Annotated in this window: 9 protein-coding genes; 8 read left to right on the top strand and 1 reads right to left on the bottom strand. The window is 72.4% G+C overall.

The window, feature by feature from the left end; translation table 11 throughout:
• Positions 1-92 precede the first annotated feature (92 nt).
• A complete protein-coding gene (locus tag AB0F77_RS30940; RefSeq protein ID WP_361954996.1) occupies positions 93-4,163 on the bottom strand; it encodes a discoidin domain-containing protein in 4,071 nt (1,356 codons plus the stop codon).
• Positions 4,164-4,476: 313 nt separating this feature from the next.
• On the opposite strand from AB0F77_RS30940, the gene AB0F77_RS30935 reads away from it, so the two are divergent.
• The 8 genes from AB0F77_RS30935 to dgoD all read left to right on the top strand — a co-directional run bounded on the left by AB0F77_RS30935 (position 4,477) and on the right by dgoD (position 14,686).
• Positions 4,477-6,639: a glycoside hydrolase family 27 protein gene (locus AB0F77_RS30935; protein ID WP_361954995.1), complete on the top strand. Its 2,163-nt coding sequence runs from the start codon at positions 4,477-4,479 to the stop codon at positions 6,637-6,639.
• A gap of 115 nt (positions 6,640-6,754) precedes the next feature.
• A complete protein-coding gene (locus AB0F77_RS30930; RefSeq protein WP_361954994.1) occupies positions 6,755-8,041 on the top strand; it encodes an ABC transporter substrate-binding protein in 1,287 nt (428 codons plus the stop codon).
• Position 8,042: 1 nt separating this feature from the next.
• Positions 8,043-8,978, top strand: a complete 936-nt coding sequence (locus tag AB0F77_RS30925) for a sugar ABC transporter permease (RefSeq protein WP_361954993.1) — start codon at positions 8,043-8,045, stop codon at positions 8,976-8,978.
• Positions 8,978-9,835: a carbohydrate ABC transporter permease gene (locus AB0F77_RS30920; protein ID WP_361954992.1), complete on the top strand. Its 858-nt coding sequence runs from the start codon at positions 8,978-8,980 to the stop codon at positions 9,833-9,835. The genes AB0F77_RS30925 and AB0F77_RS30920 overlap by 1 nt, the downstream gene beginning before the upstream one ends.
• Complete coding sequence (locus AB0F77_RS30915) at positions 9,832-11,907, top strand: alpha-galactosidase (RefSeq protein WP_361954991.1); 2,076 nt, start codon at positions 9,832-9,834, stop codon at positions 11,905-11,907. The genes AB0F77_RS30920 and AB0F77_RS30915 overlap by 4 nt, the downstream gene beginning before the upstream one ends.
• Before the next feature lie 64 nt (positions 11,908-11,971).
• Complete coding sequence (locus tag AB0F77_RS30910) at positions 11,972-12,742, top strand: SDR family NAD(P)-dependent oxidoreductase (protein ID WP_361954990.1); 771 nt, start codon at positions 11,972-11,974, stop codon at positions 12,740-12,742.
• Between the two features lie 64 nt (positions 12,743-12,806).
• Positions 12,807-13,544, top strand: a complete 738-nt coding sequence (locus tag AB0F77_RS30905; protein WP_361954989.1) for a FadR/GntR family transcriptional regulator — start codon at positions 12,807-12,809, stop codon at positions 13,542-13,544.
• A complete protein-coding gene (gene dgoD / locus AB0F77_RS30900; RefSeq protein WP_361954988.1) occupies positions 13,541-14,686 on the top strand; it encodes a galactonate dehydratase in 1,146 nt (381 codons plus the stop codon). The genes AB0F77_RS30905 and dgoD overlap by 4 nt, the downstream gene beginning before the upstream one ends.

Below are 14,686 nucleotides of genomic sequence, written 5' to 3'. Positions count from 1 at the left end.
GGGAACTCGCTCGCGGCGCCGGCCGGCGGGGGCGGGGGGGGGGGGGGGCCGGGTCCGCCCGGAAGGGACGGACCCGGCCCGGCTCCCGCCGGTCAGCCCTGGGCGGTGACCCGGGGCACGTTGTAGCCCTCGACCCGCAGCCTCGGACGGCCCTGGAGCGCCTCGGCCGGCCAGGACGCCGTCACCGTCCGCGACTCACCGGGCAGCAGCCACAGGTAGTTGTCGCCGTAGAGGGTCGGCAGCACCCGGTCCCCCGACTTCGAGTCGAGGAGCGTGAGGCGCACCATCGACGCGACCGACGAGCCCCGGTTGGTGACCTTCGCGGTCAGCTCGTGCCGCGGGCCCGAGCCGTCCGTGTCCGTGACGTCGACCGCGACCCGGGTCCGCTGCGCCTTGCCGAGCGCCTGCATCGCCTCCGGGGTGCGGTAGCGCCAGTAGGTGTTCTCGGACAGGACCTCGCCCCGCGCGCCGGTCAGCCGCAGCCGCAGCAGGTGGAAGTCCGGCAGCCCGTCCGTCCCGTCCGCGGTGAACACCTCGGTGGCCGCGGAGGACGCCAGATCGAGCTTCCGCTGCCGCTCGGGGACGATCTGACGGCCCGACAGGTCGTACCAGCGCGCCGAGACGGTGGCGCCCTCGATCCGCGCGGCCGTGTGGTTGACGGCGATCACCGTGCCGTCCTGCGGCGTGAACTGGACGTGGACCTGCTCGCTCGCCTTGCGCGCCCCGTAGTAGGCGCCGTTGACGTCGAAGTCGTAGTCGTAGGTCTGCCACACCGTGCTGTACCAGGCGGGGTGGGACATCCACAGCAGCAGACCGCTCGCGTCCTGCCACAGACGGGCGTTCCACGCCTCGAACATGGCCCGCACGTTCTCGTAGTTGACGAACTGCGCCTTGCGGCAGAAGTCGTCCAGGTCCTTCGCCGTGCCCAGCCGCGACTCGATGGCGGCGCGGTAGTTCTGCGGTGCCTGGTTCCCCCTCGTGCTCCAGTCGTGGTAGTACCAGGCGCCGCCGACGGGCCACTCGGGCTCGTCGCCGACCAGCCGGCGCATCGTCTCCGCCGTGGACACGACCGGCATGCCGATCTCGGTGTGGAAGCCGTAGTTCTTGCTGCCGTACGTCGAGGCCGAGTAGTAGCGCTCCGGCTCCACCCAGCCGTAGGGGCCGCCGCCGGTGACGATGCCGTCCGCCGAGTGGCTCTGGTAGAGCACCCCGGGCGCCCCGGAGCGCACCGCGTCCCGCATGCCGTCGTCGATCGCGGCGGGCGGGGTGCCCTCGTTGGCCCCGCACCACACCACGACGCTCGGGTGGCTGCGGTAGCGCAGCACGGTGTCGCGCGCGGTGTCGTTGAACGCCTTGTGGTCCGGCGGGTCCATGCCCCAGGCGTTCGGGAAGTCGTTCCACACCAGGATGCCGTGCTCGTCGCAACTGGCGTAGAACTCCTCGCGGTTGCTGCATCCCACCCAGTTGCGGATCATCGTGAAGTTCATGTCGCGGTGCATCCGCACGGCCGCGTCCATGCGCTCCGCCGGCATACGGCGCAGCAACTCGTCCCAGCCCCAGTTGCCGCCCCGGCAGAACACCCGCACGCCGTTGACGCTGATCTTCAGCGGGGCGACGGAGTTGTCGACCGACGTGACGTCCTTCCAGTCGGAGCCGTCGTCGGAGACCTGGACGGTGTACGTCTTCGCGTACGCCTGCTCCCAGGTGATCGCGACCCGGTCGAAGCGCTGCGGCGAGCCCAGGTCGAACCGGATCCACTGGTCGTCCTCGTAGAGCGAGGTCCAGCGGGTGTTGACATCCCCGTCCACCGCGTTGCCGGCCACCGTGCCCTCGCCCTCGGTGGACGCCGTGGCCGGCTTGCCCCGCGCGAGGTCGACACCGGGCCGGGCGCTGTCCGCGACGGCCAGGCCCCACATGGAGAAGCCCCAGCCGGTGGCCCGGGTACGGCAGAACACCCGGACGTAACGCCCCGTCACCGCGTCGAACTCGACGTCCTGCATGCTCGCCGAGCCGGAGGTGTTGAAGGGCAGGGGCGCCGCCGCGTTGTCGACGTCGCGCACGTCGCTCCAGGCCGAGCCGTCCTCGGAGACCTGGACGGTGTACGTCTTCGCGTACGCCTGCTCCCAGGTGATGGCGACGCGGTCGAAGGCGAGGGAGGACCCGAGGTCGACCTGGATCCACTGCTCGTCCTCGAAGGCGGAGGACCAGCGGGTGTCCGCGTCGCCGTCGGTGGCGTTGCCGGCCCCGTTGCCGGGGGTGTCGGTCGAGGACGCGGTCGCCTTCTTGCCGAGCGCCAGGTCGTCCGCCGGCGCGGTCCTGTTCAGGACGGACAGGCTCCACATCGACGAGCCCCACTCGGTGGCGCGCGTGTGGCACAGGACGCGCACGTAACGCGCCTTGCGCTGGGCGAAGTCCACGTTCTGCGTGAACAGGTCGCTGCTCCAGCGGAACGTCATCGGCACGGCGCCGTACTCGTAGCCGAACTGGCGTATGCCGAAGCGGGTGGTGCGCCGGTCGCTCTCCCGGCCGTCGACGGACGCGGTCAGGGTGAGCTGGTGCAGGTTCTGCTCGCCGTAGCCGTTGGGCCACCACAACTCCGGGTCGCGCAGGCGTAGTTGCGGGTGGTCGGCGGGGGAGAACACCACGTCGGCGCTCTCGCCGCCGGGCACGCTCACGGTCTGCGTCACCCGCACCTTGCCGAACGCGGCGGTGACGGCGATCCGTCTGGCGGCGTCGTCGGCGTTGCGGACGGGAACGACGACGGTCAGCTCGGCGGTGCGGGTGCCGGGCAGGTCGGGCAGCACCGTGTCCACCCGCGGGTCGCCGATGACGGCCGCGCCCGTGGAGCGCAGCCGGACGTGGTTCCAGATGCCGGCCGCGCGGTCGCGCACCGCGGGCATCCAGTCCCAGCCCGAAGAGGCCAGGTACGTCGGCGAGTTGCGGTTCATCATGTTCGCGCCCGCGTCCACGAACGCGAGACCCGCCGGGCCCTTGTCCGTGGGGCTGCCCGGGAACGGCATCGGGGTGATCTTCACGGCGAGCGCCTGCCCGCCGTCGGCCAGCAGCCCGGTGACGTCGTGGACGGAGCGGGAGAACGGGTTGCTGAAGGAACCGACCCGGCTGCCGTTGAACCAGATCTCGGCCTCGTGGTTGACGCCGTCGAACTCCAGCCAGACGTGCCGGCCCGAGCCCGTGGGCAGCCCCTTCGGCAGGGCGAACTCCCGCCGGTACCACCAGGAGTGCCGGGACAGGGCCTCGGGCACGTGCAGGTTGTCGAAGCCGGCCACCGGGTCCGGCAGGTGCCCCTGGTCGACGAGCGAGGTGAGCACGGTGCCGGGGACGGTCGCGGGCAGCCAGCGGCTCGTGTCGTAGGAGGTCCGGGACAGCGCGGCGCCGTCGCCGCCGGCCCGGTCGTCCATGGTCAGGTCCCAGCCGGACTCCAGCGGGACGGTGCCGTCCGCGGCCACGCGCAGGGGCTCGGGGTGCCGTTCGCGCACACCCCAGTCGGTCCAGCCGGTGGCCTCGGGACGCCGGGCGCGGGAGGTGCCGTAGACCTGGAAGCCGTTGACGCCCAGGGGGTTGGAGTTGGACCGCTTGGTGACCGTCAGCCGCACCCAGCGGGCCGTGACCGGCTTCGGCAGCGGGATCTCGACGACCCCGCCCCTGCCGGAGTCCGTCCGGTACACCGCCGTCCACGCCGAGTGGTCGCGCGAGGTCTCCACGACGAACTCCACCGCGCAGCTGGAGAGGATCTCCTGGCCGGTGGTGTTGTCCCGGGGGCTGCCGGTCGGCGAGTCGTGGAACGGCGGGTCGTCCGCCGTCGCCTCGAAGACCAGCCGCACCGACTCGACGTCGCACAGCGCCTGGAGGTCGACCGAGATCCACTGCGGGTCGCCCGCCGCGGCCCGCCACCCGGAGCCGCGCACCCCGACGAGGTCCAGACCGTCGACGGCGAACTCGGCGGGGGTGGGCGCGTAGTCGGTGGAGGAGACCTCGACAGGGCGGAAGGCGGCGAGCTCGCCCCGCGAGGACTGCTGGGGGTGTCCGGAATCCGCCACGGCCACCGCACCCGGCAGCGTCATGCCGAGGCCGAAGCCGGCGAGCAGGGTGGACCCGGCGGACAGGAGCGTACGACGTGAGGGCTGAGCGGTCTGATCCGACATCTGCGGCGGCTCCGATCAGGGGTGTTCAGGGGGGAAACGAGGAATAACGAGGAATTCCGCGAAAGGGGGCGGCTGGACGCCACCCTGTATGACAACGTTGCCAAGACCCGGCGACAACGTTGCCGAACACTGCACCGCCCGTTCTGGGCTGTCAAGGTTTCCGACGGGGGAAAGAGACTCTCTCAATAAATTAGGAATAATTCTTGACAGCGTTTCGGCCTCACGCCACAGTCGTCGCCGTGACGCCGAAGACGCCCGTCCGAGGGTGGCCGCGTCATGTCTTTCCTTGCTTCCCAACCCTTCGGAGAGGCACGTGACTCCACACCCGCCCGCACGGCGGCCTCGCCACCGCACGGCCGGCCGCGGCGCCGTCTCGACCGCGATCGCCGTGGTCCTCGCGGCGACCGCGGCCCCCCTGGCCACGGCCGTCCCCGCCGCGGACCGGGGCACGTCCGCCGTGGACCAGGGCGCGCCCGCCCCGTACGACAGCGGGCTCGCACCGATGCCCTACATGGGCTGGAACACGTACTACGGGCTCGGGGCACCCACCGAGAAGGAAGTGCGCTCCGTCGCCGACAAGCTGGTCGCCAGTGGTCTGCGCGACAGCGGTTACGACATCGTGTGGCTGGACGGCGGCTGGCAGGCGGACAACCCCCGCGACGCGCAGGGCCGGCTCACGGCCGACCCCGAGCGCTTCCCGTCCGGCATCCCGGCGCTGGTCTCCTCTCTGCACCGGCGCGGTCTGAAGGCCGGCATCTACACCGACGCCGGCACCTACGACGGCGGCAAGAGCTGCGGACTCGGCAGCCGCGGCCACTACACGGAGGACGCAAGGCAGTTCGCGGACTGGAAGGTCGACGCGATCAAGGTCGACTTCCTGTGCGGCATCGGCGAGAAGCTCGACCCGGGCCCGGCCTTCAAGGAGTTCAGCGACGCGGTCGCCAAGTCCGGCCGCAGGATGCTGCTCAACCTGTGCAACCCGCTCACCGACGACTGGGGCCTGCCGCACACCCCCGAGCAGGACGCGCACAACACGTTCGCGTACGCCCCCACGATCGCCGACTCCTGGCGCACCGGCACCGACATCGCCTGGGGCACCCCGAGCCCGGGCCAGTGGCCCAACGTGCTGCGCAACATGGACGCCAACGCCTGGCACCCCGAGGCCCAGGGCCCCGGCCGCTACAACGACCCCGACTACCTCATCCCCATGCGCCGCATGGCCGACGGCTCCCTGGAGCTGACGGAGGAGGAGTCCACCACCCAGCTGGTGATGTGGGCCGAGATGGGCTCGCCGCTGGTGCTCGGCTCGGACCCGCGCACCCTCTCCGACTCGATGCTCGCCACCCTGCGCAACCCGGAGATCATCGGCGTCGACCAGGATCCGCTGGCCGTGCAGGGCGTCCGGGTCGCCACCGACGCGTCGGGCGACGTCTACAGCAAGGTGCTGTCCGGGCACGGCAGGCGCGCGGTCGTGCTGCTCAACCGCTCGGACAGGGCCGTCGAGCGCACCGTGACGTTCTCCGACGTCGCGCTGGGCGGCCATGTGAAGGTCCGTGACCTGCGGGCGCGCGCCGACCGCGGCACGCACACCGGGTCGTACACCGTCGAGGTCCCGGCGCACGGCACCGCGTTCCTGAAGCTGAGCGGCGAGGACGCGCTGCCGGGCACCGACCTGGGCGCGAAGACCTCGGCGAGCCCGGCGGTCGTCCGCACCGGCGACGGCCTCACCACCTTCCTCCGGAGCCCCGGCGGTTCGCTGGTCCGGCGCACCGGCGACGGCGCGCGGCAGCGGACCACCGACCTCGGCGGCCCGGCCCGCGGGAAGATCCTCGGTCAGCCCGCGGCCCACGCCTCGGCCGGCGGGCGGATCGACGTCTTCGTGCGCGGCGCCGACTCCCGCGCGTACCGGCGGGTGTTCTCGCACGGGCACTGGGGTGCCTGGCAGGACCTCGGCGGCCGGCTGACGGACGCGCCCTCGGTGGCCTTCACCGACCCGGAGCACTGGACGCTCGTCGCGCGCGGCGCGGACGGCGCGGTGACGCGGCGCGGGCCGGGCTCCGGCTGGTCCTCGCTCGGCGTCCCGGGCGGCCGTCCGGTCCAGGGCAGGCCCTCGGCGGCGGTCGACTCGCAGGGCCGGGTGCACGTGGCCGTGCGGACCGCGAACGACGACGTGTGGACGCGCTCGCGCGGCACCGACGGGCAGTGGACCGACTGGAGCGCGCTCGGCGGCACGGTGAGCGGCAGCCCGACCCTGGTGGCCTCCGGCGACTCCGTGGCGCTGTACGCGCGGGCCGGCGACTACACGCTCTGGCAGCAGCGCTACGCGAACGGCGCGTGGCAGGGCTGGAGCAAACGAGAAGAGTTCCCGAGCGCCGCGTTCGACGGCTCGCTCGGGGCGGTGGGTGGTCCGGACGGCGTGATCGACGCCGTGTACCGCGGGGTCGACGGCTCCGTGCACCGGACTCAGTTCAAATAAATTAGGAATTAATCTTGACGTGGTGATCCAGCCACGCGAACCTGGATCCGCCGCGAGCGGGGACCCGGCCGTCAGGAGGGCCGGCCCCGCCGTGCGGATCCACAGGGAGCACTTCATGACCATCCAACACCCCAGCCGACGCATGATGCTCGCCGGCCTCGGTGCAGTCGGGACGACGGCACTGCTGAGCGGCTGTGTCACCTCCAGCTCCTCCGGGAAGGGCTCCGGGGGCGGCGCCGTGACCCTCCAGTCCAACCTGTCCGCGCCGCTGGCGAAGGACGCGATGGAGGACCTGGTCGCCGCCTACGCCAAGAAGGGCTCCGGCAAGGCCAGCCTCAACACCGTGGCGGCCGAGACCTTCCGCACCCAGCTTCCCACCTACCTCACCTCCGCCAACCCGCCGGACGTCTACACCTGGTACCCCGGCTCGGTCGCGAACGCCTACGCGGAGAAGAAGCTGCTGCTCGACCTCGACGAGGTCTGGGAGTCGCCCGACCTCAAGCGCTACACCAAGGCGCTGCACACGCTGTGCACCTCGGGGGCAGGCAAGAAGGTCTTCGTGCCCAACACCTACTACTGGTGGGGCATGTTCTACCGGAAGTCCAACTTCGCCAAGTGGGGCGTCCAGGAGCCCAAGACCTGGGACGAGTTCCTCGACCTGTGCGACAAGCTCAAGTCCAAGGGCGTCGCCCCCATCGGCCTCGGCGCCGGCGGCAACACCGCCTGGGTCGCCTCCGCCTGGTTCGACTACCTGAACATCCGCATCAACGGTGCCGCCTACCACCGCGAACTCCTCGCCGGCAAGCACCGCTTCGACGACCCCGAGGTGCGCAAGGTCTTCGACCGCTGGGGCGAGGTGCTGCCCTACTTCGACCCGAACGGCACCGCGGTCGCCTTCCAGGACGCCACCACCTCCCTGCTCAACGGCCGCAGCGGCATGATGCTGATCGGCACCTTCTTCGCCGACGCGGCACCCAAGGACGCCCTCGACGACATCGACTTCTTCCGCTTCCCGGTGATCGACAGCAAGGTCCCGCTCGCGGAGGAGGCGCCCGTCGACGGCTACTTCGCCAGCGCCCGCACCGGCCGCCGCGACGGGGTCTTCGACCTGATGCGCTACCTCGCCACCGCCGAGGCCCAGGAGATCTACATCAAGGGCTCCTCCGGCACCGTCCTGCCCACCCACCCGGACGCCAAGGACGCGGGTACCCCGCTGGTGAAGAAGGGCCGCGCGCACATCGAGGAGGCCACGGAGATCACCCAGTTCTTCAACCGCGACTCCAGCGACGCCCTCCAGCCCACGGCCGACACCGCGCTGACCAAGTTCATCGCCCAGCCCAAGAGCGTCGGTTCGATCCTGACGACCTGGCAGCGTGACGCCGAGAAGATCTGGAACGCGTGACGTGGCCGTGCTGACCGCCCCCGAACGCACCTCCCCGGCCCCGCCCTCGCCTCGCGGCGGGCGGGCCCGGGGGCCCCGGCGCACCCCGCCGATCGTGCTCGCCTTCCTCCTGGTGCCGCTGCTCGCCGAGGCCGTGTGGGTGTTCTGGCCCGCACTCCAGGGCTTCTACCTCGCCCTCACCAGCTGGGACGGCGTCTCCGCGCCCCGCTTCGTGGGCCTCGGCAACTTCCGGGAGATGGCCCACGACGAGGTCTTCCGCACCGCCGCCGTCGACACCGTGCTGTGGCTCGTCCTGTTCGGCGGGCTCTCGGCGCTCCTCGGCCTCGGCGCCGCGCTCCTCCTCCAGCAGGAGCGCCGCGGCGTCGGCTTCTACCGCGCCGCCCTGTTCCTGCCCGTGGTGTTCTCCCTCGTCGCCACCGCCCTGGTCTGGCAGGCCATCTACCAGCCCGACGGCGTCCTCAACCAGGTCCTGGAGACCCTCGGGCTCGGCAGCCTGCGGCACGCCTGGCTCGCCGACCAGGACACCGCCCTGTACGCGGTCATCGTGCCCGCGCTGTGGCGCCAGGTCGGCTACGTGATGGTCCTCTACCTCGCCGGACTCAAGGGCATCGACCCCGCCCTGTACGAGGCCGCCAAGGTCGACGGCACCGGCCCCTGGCAGCGCTTCCGCTATGTGACCCTGCCCCAGCTGCGCAGCGTCAACGCGGTCGTCCTCTCGGTCATCATCATCGACTCGCTGCGCTCCTTCGACGTCGTGTGGTCCCTCACCCGGGGCGGCCCCTACCACTCGTCCGAACTGCTGAGCACCTACATGTACTCCACAGCTTTCCAGTCCCTGCGCCTGGGATACGGCTCCGCCCTGGCCGTCGTCATCTTCGTCCTGGCCTTCGGCGTCATCGCCTCCTACCTCGTGCGCGCCTTCCGGGAGGCCGACTGATGGCCATGACGTCCCAGAACACGACGGCCCTGCGCCGGCGCCGCACCGCCACCGCGGGCTTCCACCTCAGCGCCGGACTGATCGCCCTGCTGTGGCTGCTGCCCATCGTCCTGGTCCTGGTGACCAGCCTGCGGTCCTTCGACGACATCGCCGCCCACGGCCTCGGCAGCTGGCCCCGCTCCTTCACCCTGGACAACTTCCGCCAGGCGTGGGTCGACGGCGGACAGCAGCGCGCCCTCGTCAACAGCCTGCTCGTCACCGTCCCCTGCGTGGTGATCACGCTGGCCCTCGCCGCGATGGCCGCGTTCGCGCTCAGCCGCTACGACATGCCCTTCCGGCGCGCGCTGCTGCTGCTCATGCTCGGCGGCAACCTGCTCCCCCCGCAGATCCTGCTCATCCCGGTGTCCAAGCTGAGCGAACTCATGGGCGTCTACGACACGCTGCCCGCGCTCGTCGGTGTGCAGATCGGCTTCGGCGTCGGCTTCTACGTCTTCGTCCTGCACGGGTTCATGCGGTCCATCCCCGTCGAGATCCAGCAGGCCGCCGTCGTCGACGGCGCCGGCCCCTGGCAGATCTTCTGGCGGATCATCCTCCCGCTCACCCGCCCCGCGCTCGCCGCGCTCAGCGCCCTGTCGTTCACCTGGATCTTCAACGACCTGCTGTGGGCCATCACCGTGCTGCGCAGCGACACCAAGATGCCCATCACGGCCGCGCTCATCGGACTCCAGGGACAGTACGTGTCCATGTGGAACGTGATCGCCGCCGGCTCCGTCATCGCCGCGGCACCCACCGTGGCCGTTTTCCTCCGGTTCCAGCGCCACTTCGTGGCCGGACTCAACCTCGGAGCGGTCAAGTGACCTCGTACCAGCGCTGGACCCTGCGCACCGACCGCACCGGCTACACCGTGCGGCTGTCCGCGGACGGCCCGTGGGCCGAACTCGACGCCTGGGGACCCCACGGCGTCGAGACCGGCCCCTCCGCACTGGCCCGCTCGCACCGCACCCACTTCCTCACCCCCGCCGACGCCGCCCCGGCCGAGTACCTGCCCTCCGGACTGCGCCCGTTCACCGGCGCCGACCTGGTGGCCTCGCACCCCGGCGACGAACGCGGCGTGTGGTGGGAGTTCGCCGGCGCCGAGGAGGGCGAGGGCACCCTGCGGCTCGCCTTCACCGACGACGTCCTCGGACTGCGCACCGTCCTGTGCTACGAGACCGTGCCCGGTACCGACGTCATCCTGCGCTGGACCGAGTTCACCGCCTCCCGCGACGTGCGCCTGGACCGCCTCGACTCGGCCGCCGTCACCGTCCCGGTCACCGGCCCCGCCCGGCTGACGTACCTCACCGGGCAGTGGTCCCAGGAGTTCCAGCACACCCAACTCGACCTCACCCGCGGCACGTTCACCATGGGCAGCACCCAGGGCGTGCCCGGCCACGCCTACGCGCCCTGGCTCGCCGTCCAGGACGGCCCCGACGCGCCCGCGTACGGCATCGCCCTCGAATGGCCCGGCAACTGGCACATGACCGCCGAGGCCGAACCCGGCGGATTCGTGCGTGTGCGCGCCGGCCGGGTCCCGCACGAGGGAGCGGTGTACCTCACCCCCGGCGAGACCCTCACCACCCCGCGCCTCGCCTGCGCCTTCAGCGCGGAAGGGCTCGACGGGCTCTCCCGCGTCTGGCACCGCTACGAGCGCCGGCTCACCGGCGAGCGGCTGCACCGGCCCCGCAAGGTCCTCTACAACTCGTGGGAGGCCACCGCCTTCGACGTCGACGCCGCGGGCCAGCTGGAACTCGCCAGGACCGCCGCGGAGATCGGCGCCGAACTCTTCGTCGTCGACGACGGCTGGTTCACCGGCCGCCCCGACGACACCGGCGGCCTCGGCGACTGGTACCCCGACCCCGCCGCCTTCCCCGACGGCTTCGACCGGTTCGTCGCCGACGTGCGCGCCCTCGGCCTCGACTTCGGCCTGTGGATCGAACCCGAGGCCGTCAGCCCCGGCAGCCGGCTGCACACCGAACACCCCGACTGGGTCTACCGCATCGACGGACGGCCCGCCCGGCTGGTGCGCAACCAGCTCCTGCTCGACCTCGGCCGCACCGACGTCCAGGACTTCGTGCTCGCCACCCTCGACCGGCTCCTCACCGAGTACGACATCTCGTACCTCAAGTGGGACATGAACCGGCCGCCCACCGAGCGCGGCCGCCCCGGCGCCGGACCCGCCGACCGCCTCGACCTCGACGCCCGGCACGTCGCCGGCTACCTCCGCGTCCTCGACCACCTGCGCACCGCGCACCCCCACGTCACCGTCGAGGGCTGCGCGGGCGGCGGCGCCCGCGTCGACCACGCCACCCTGGCCCGCACCGACGTCCTGTGGCCCAGCGACAACACCGCGCCCCTGGACCGGCTCGCCATCCAGTACGGCTTCCTGCACGCCCACGCCCCGCACGTGATGAGCTCCTGGGTCACCGACGCCCCCGGCGTCTTCGACCCCCGCCCGCGCAGCCTCGCCTTCCGCTTCGTCAACGCCATGTGCGGCGTCCTCGGCATCGGCGCCGACCTGCGCCACTGGGACGCCGGACAGCGCGCCGAGGCCGCCCGCTGGATCGCGCGCTACAAGGACGTGCGGGACGTGATCCACCTCGGTGAGGCCCGCCTCCTCGGCAGCCCCCGCGAGGCCATCTGCGGCGTCCAGTACGACGGCGCCGACGGCCGCACCGTCGTGGCCGCCCTCGGCACCGGACCGCTCGACGGCGCCCCGCTCGTCCCCGGCCGGCCCGCCCGGCTGCGCCTGCGCGGCCTCGACCCGGCCGCGACGTACCAGGACGAGGACTCGAAGACCCTCTACAGCGGCGCCCATCTGCTCCTGCACGGCCTGCCGTTCGCCTGGAGCGCGACGCACGACGCGGAACTGGTGGTCCTGACCCGGCGATAGAGACCGCCCGACCGGCATATGTTCACCCCACACACACAGCACAGCGAAGGAGCCGAACCACCCGATGGAACAGTCCCGCCGCCCCGGTGACCGCTTCACCGGCCGCACGGCCGTGGTCACCGGGGCCGCCTCCGGCATCGGAGCCGCCACCGCCGAACGGCTCGCCCAGGAGGGCGCCGCCGTCGTCCTCGCCGACGTCGCCGAGGAGCGCGGCACGGCCGTCGCCGAGCGGATCGGCAAGGACGGCGGCCGGGCCCGCTTCGTCACCGCCGACGTCTCGGACGAGGGGGACTGGGCGCGCGTCGCCGCCGCCGCACACGACTTCGGCCCCGTCGACCTCCTCGTCAGCAACGCCTACACCGTCGAGGTCGCCCCGGCCCACGACATGACCCTCGGCTCCTGGCGGCACCAGCTCGACGTCAACCTCACCGGTGCCTTCCTCGGCTTCAAGGCCCTCCTGCCCGACCTGCGCGAGCGCCGCGGAGCCGTCGTCCTCACCTCCTCCGTCCACGCCCACAAGGGCATCCCCGGACACCCCGCCTACGCCGCCTCCAAGGGCGCACTGCTGTCCCTGTGCGGCCAGCTCGCCGTCGAGTACGGGCCCGAGGTGCGCGTCAACGTCGTCGTGCCCGGCCCGATCCTCACCGCCGCCTGGGACCGGGTGTCCGCCGAGGACCGGGAGCGCAGCGTCGCCGAGACCGCCGCCCGCCGCTTCGGCAGCCCGGAGGAGGTGGCCGCCGCCATCGCCTTCCTCGGCTCGGGCGAGGCGTCGTACATCACCGGGTCGAGCCTCCTCGTGGACGGCGGCTGGAGCGTCGTCAAGGCATCCGCATGACCTCAGCGCCCCCCGTGACCTCCATGTCCACAGTGGACCCCCCGCAGCAGAAAGGCACTACGACATGACGCCCTACGCCCGCCGCGGCGTGCACGGCCAGACCGTGGAGGCGCTCGCGCGCCGCATCTTGGGCGGCGAGATCCCGGAAGGGGCCACGCTCGACCTGGTCGCCCTCCAGAGCGAACTGGACGTCAGCCTCACCGCCCTGCGCGAGTCCCTGAAGGTCCTGGCCGCCAAGGGCATGGTCGACGCCCGCCAGAAGCGCGGCACGTTCGTGCGCGCCCGCGCCGACTGGAACCTGCTCGACGCCGACGTGCTGCGCTGGCAGTTCGAGAGCGACCGCACCACCGAGGCCGACCGGGCCCTGCTGCACAGCCTCGCCGAGGTCCGCTCCATCATCGAGCCGGCCGCCGTGCGCCTCGCCGCCGAGCGCCGCACCGACGCCGACCTCGTGGCCCTGGACGCCGCCCTCGACGCCATGGCCGAGCACGACGGCGACGCCGCCCACGCGGTGGAGGCCGACCTCGCCTTCCACCGCGCGCTGCTCACCGCCACCCACAACGAACTCCTCGAACGCATGGAGATGGTGATCGAGTCCGGTCTCGCCCACCGCGACCGCATCGTGCACAGCTCCCCCCACGGCGAGGACCCCGTACCCGCGCACCGTGCCGTCCTGGACGCCGTGCGCGCCCGGGACCCGCGGGCCGCGGAGGCGGCCATGCGCGCCCTGCTCGACCAGGCGGGCCGCGACCTCGACCGGGTCGGCGGGCCCGAAGAGACGGAAAGGCTCACCGGCCAGTGAAGATCACCCGCATCGAGACCTTCCTCGTGCCGCCGCGCTGGCTGTTCTGCCGCATCGAGACGGACGACGGCGTGGTCGGCTGGGGCGAACCCGTCGTCGAGGGCCGCGCCGAGGTGGTCCGCGCCGCCGTCGAGGTCCTCGCCGACCACCTCATCGGCCAGGACCCGCTGCGCATCCAGGACCACTGGCAGGTGCTCACCAAGGGCGGCTTCTACCGCGGCGGGCCCGTGCTCTCCAGCGCCGTCGCCGGGCTCGACCAGGCCCTGTGGGACATCGCGGGCAAGACCTACGGCGCCCCCGTGCACGCCCTGCTCGGCGGCCCCGTCCGCGACCGCGTCCGGGTGTACGCCTGGGTCGGCGGCGACGAACCCGCCGAGCTGACCGACCAGATAGCCGCCCAGGTGGAGGCCGGCTTCACCGCGGTGAAGATGAACGGCGCCGGCGCCACCTCACCGGTCACCACCGCCGGCGAGACCGCGGCCGTCGTCGCCCGGGTGGCCGCCGCCCGTGAGGTCCTCGGCCCGGACCGGGACGTCGCCGTCGACTTCCACGGCCGCTTCTCCGTCGCCAGCTCCCGCCGCGTCCTGGCCGAACTCGCCCCACTGCACCCGCTGTTCGTGGAGGAGCCCGTCGTCCCCGAGCAGAGCCACCTGCTGCCCGGCCTGGTCGCCTCCAGCCCCGTGCCCCTCGCCACCGGCGAACGCCTCTACTCCCGCGCCGAGTTCCTGCCCGTGCTCGCCGCCGGCATCGCCGTCGCCCAGCCCGACCTCTCCCACGCGGGCGGCATCTCCGAGGTCCACCGCATCGCCTCGCTCGCCGAGACGTACGGCGCCCAACTCGCCCCGCACTGCCCGCTCGGCCCCATCGCGCTCGCCGCCAGCCTCCAGGTCGCCTTCGCCACGCCGAACTTCCTCATCCAGGAGCAGAGCCGGGGCATCCACTACAACAGGGACGTCGACCTGCTGGCCTACCTCGTCGACACCGAGCCCTTCCGGTTCGTCGACGGCCACGCCCGGCGCGGCGAGGCCCCCGGCCTCGGCATCACCGTCGACGAGGCCGCCGTACGCGCCGCCGACCGCACCGGGCACGCCTGGCGCAACCCGGTCTGGCGCCACCCCGACGGTTCCTTCGCGGAGTGGTGA

This window comes from Streptomyces sp. NPDC026672 (assembly GCF_040638185.1).
Lineage (GTDB): Bacteria > Actinomycetota > Actinomycetes > Streptomycetales > Streptomycetaceae > Streptomyces.
This window is presented reverse-complemented; position numbering and strand designations above follow the sequence as displayed.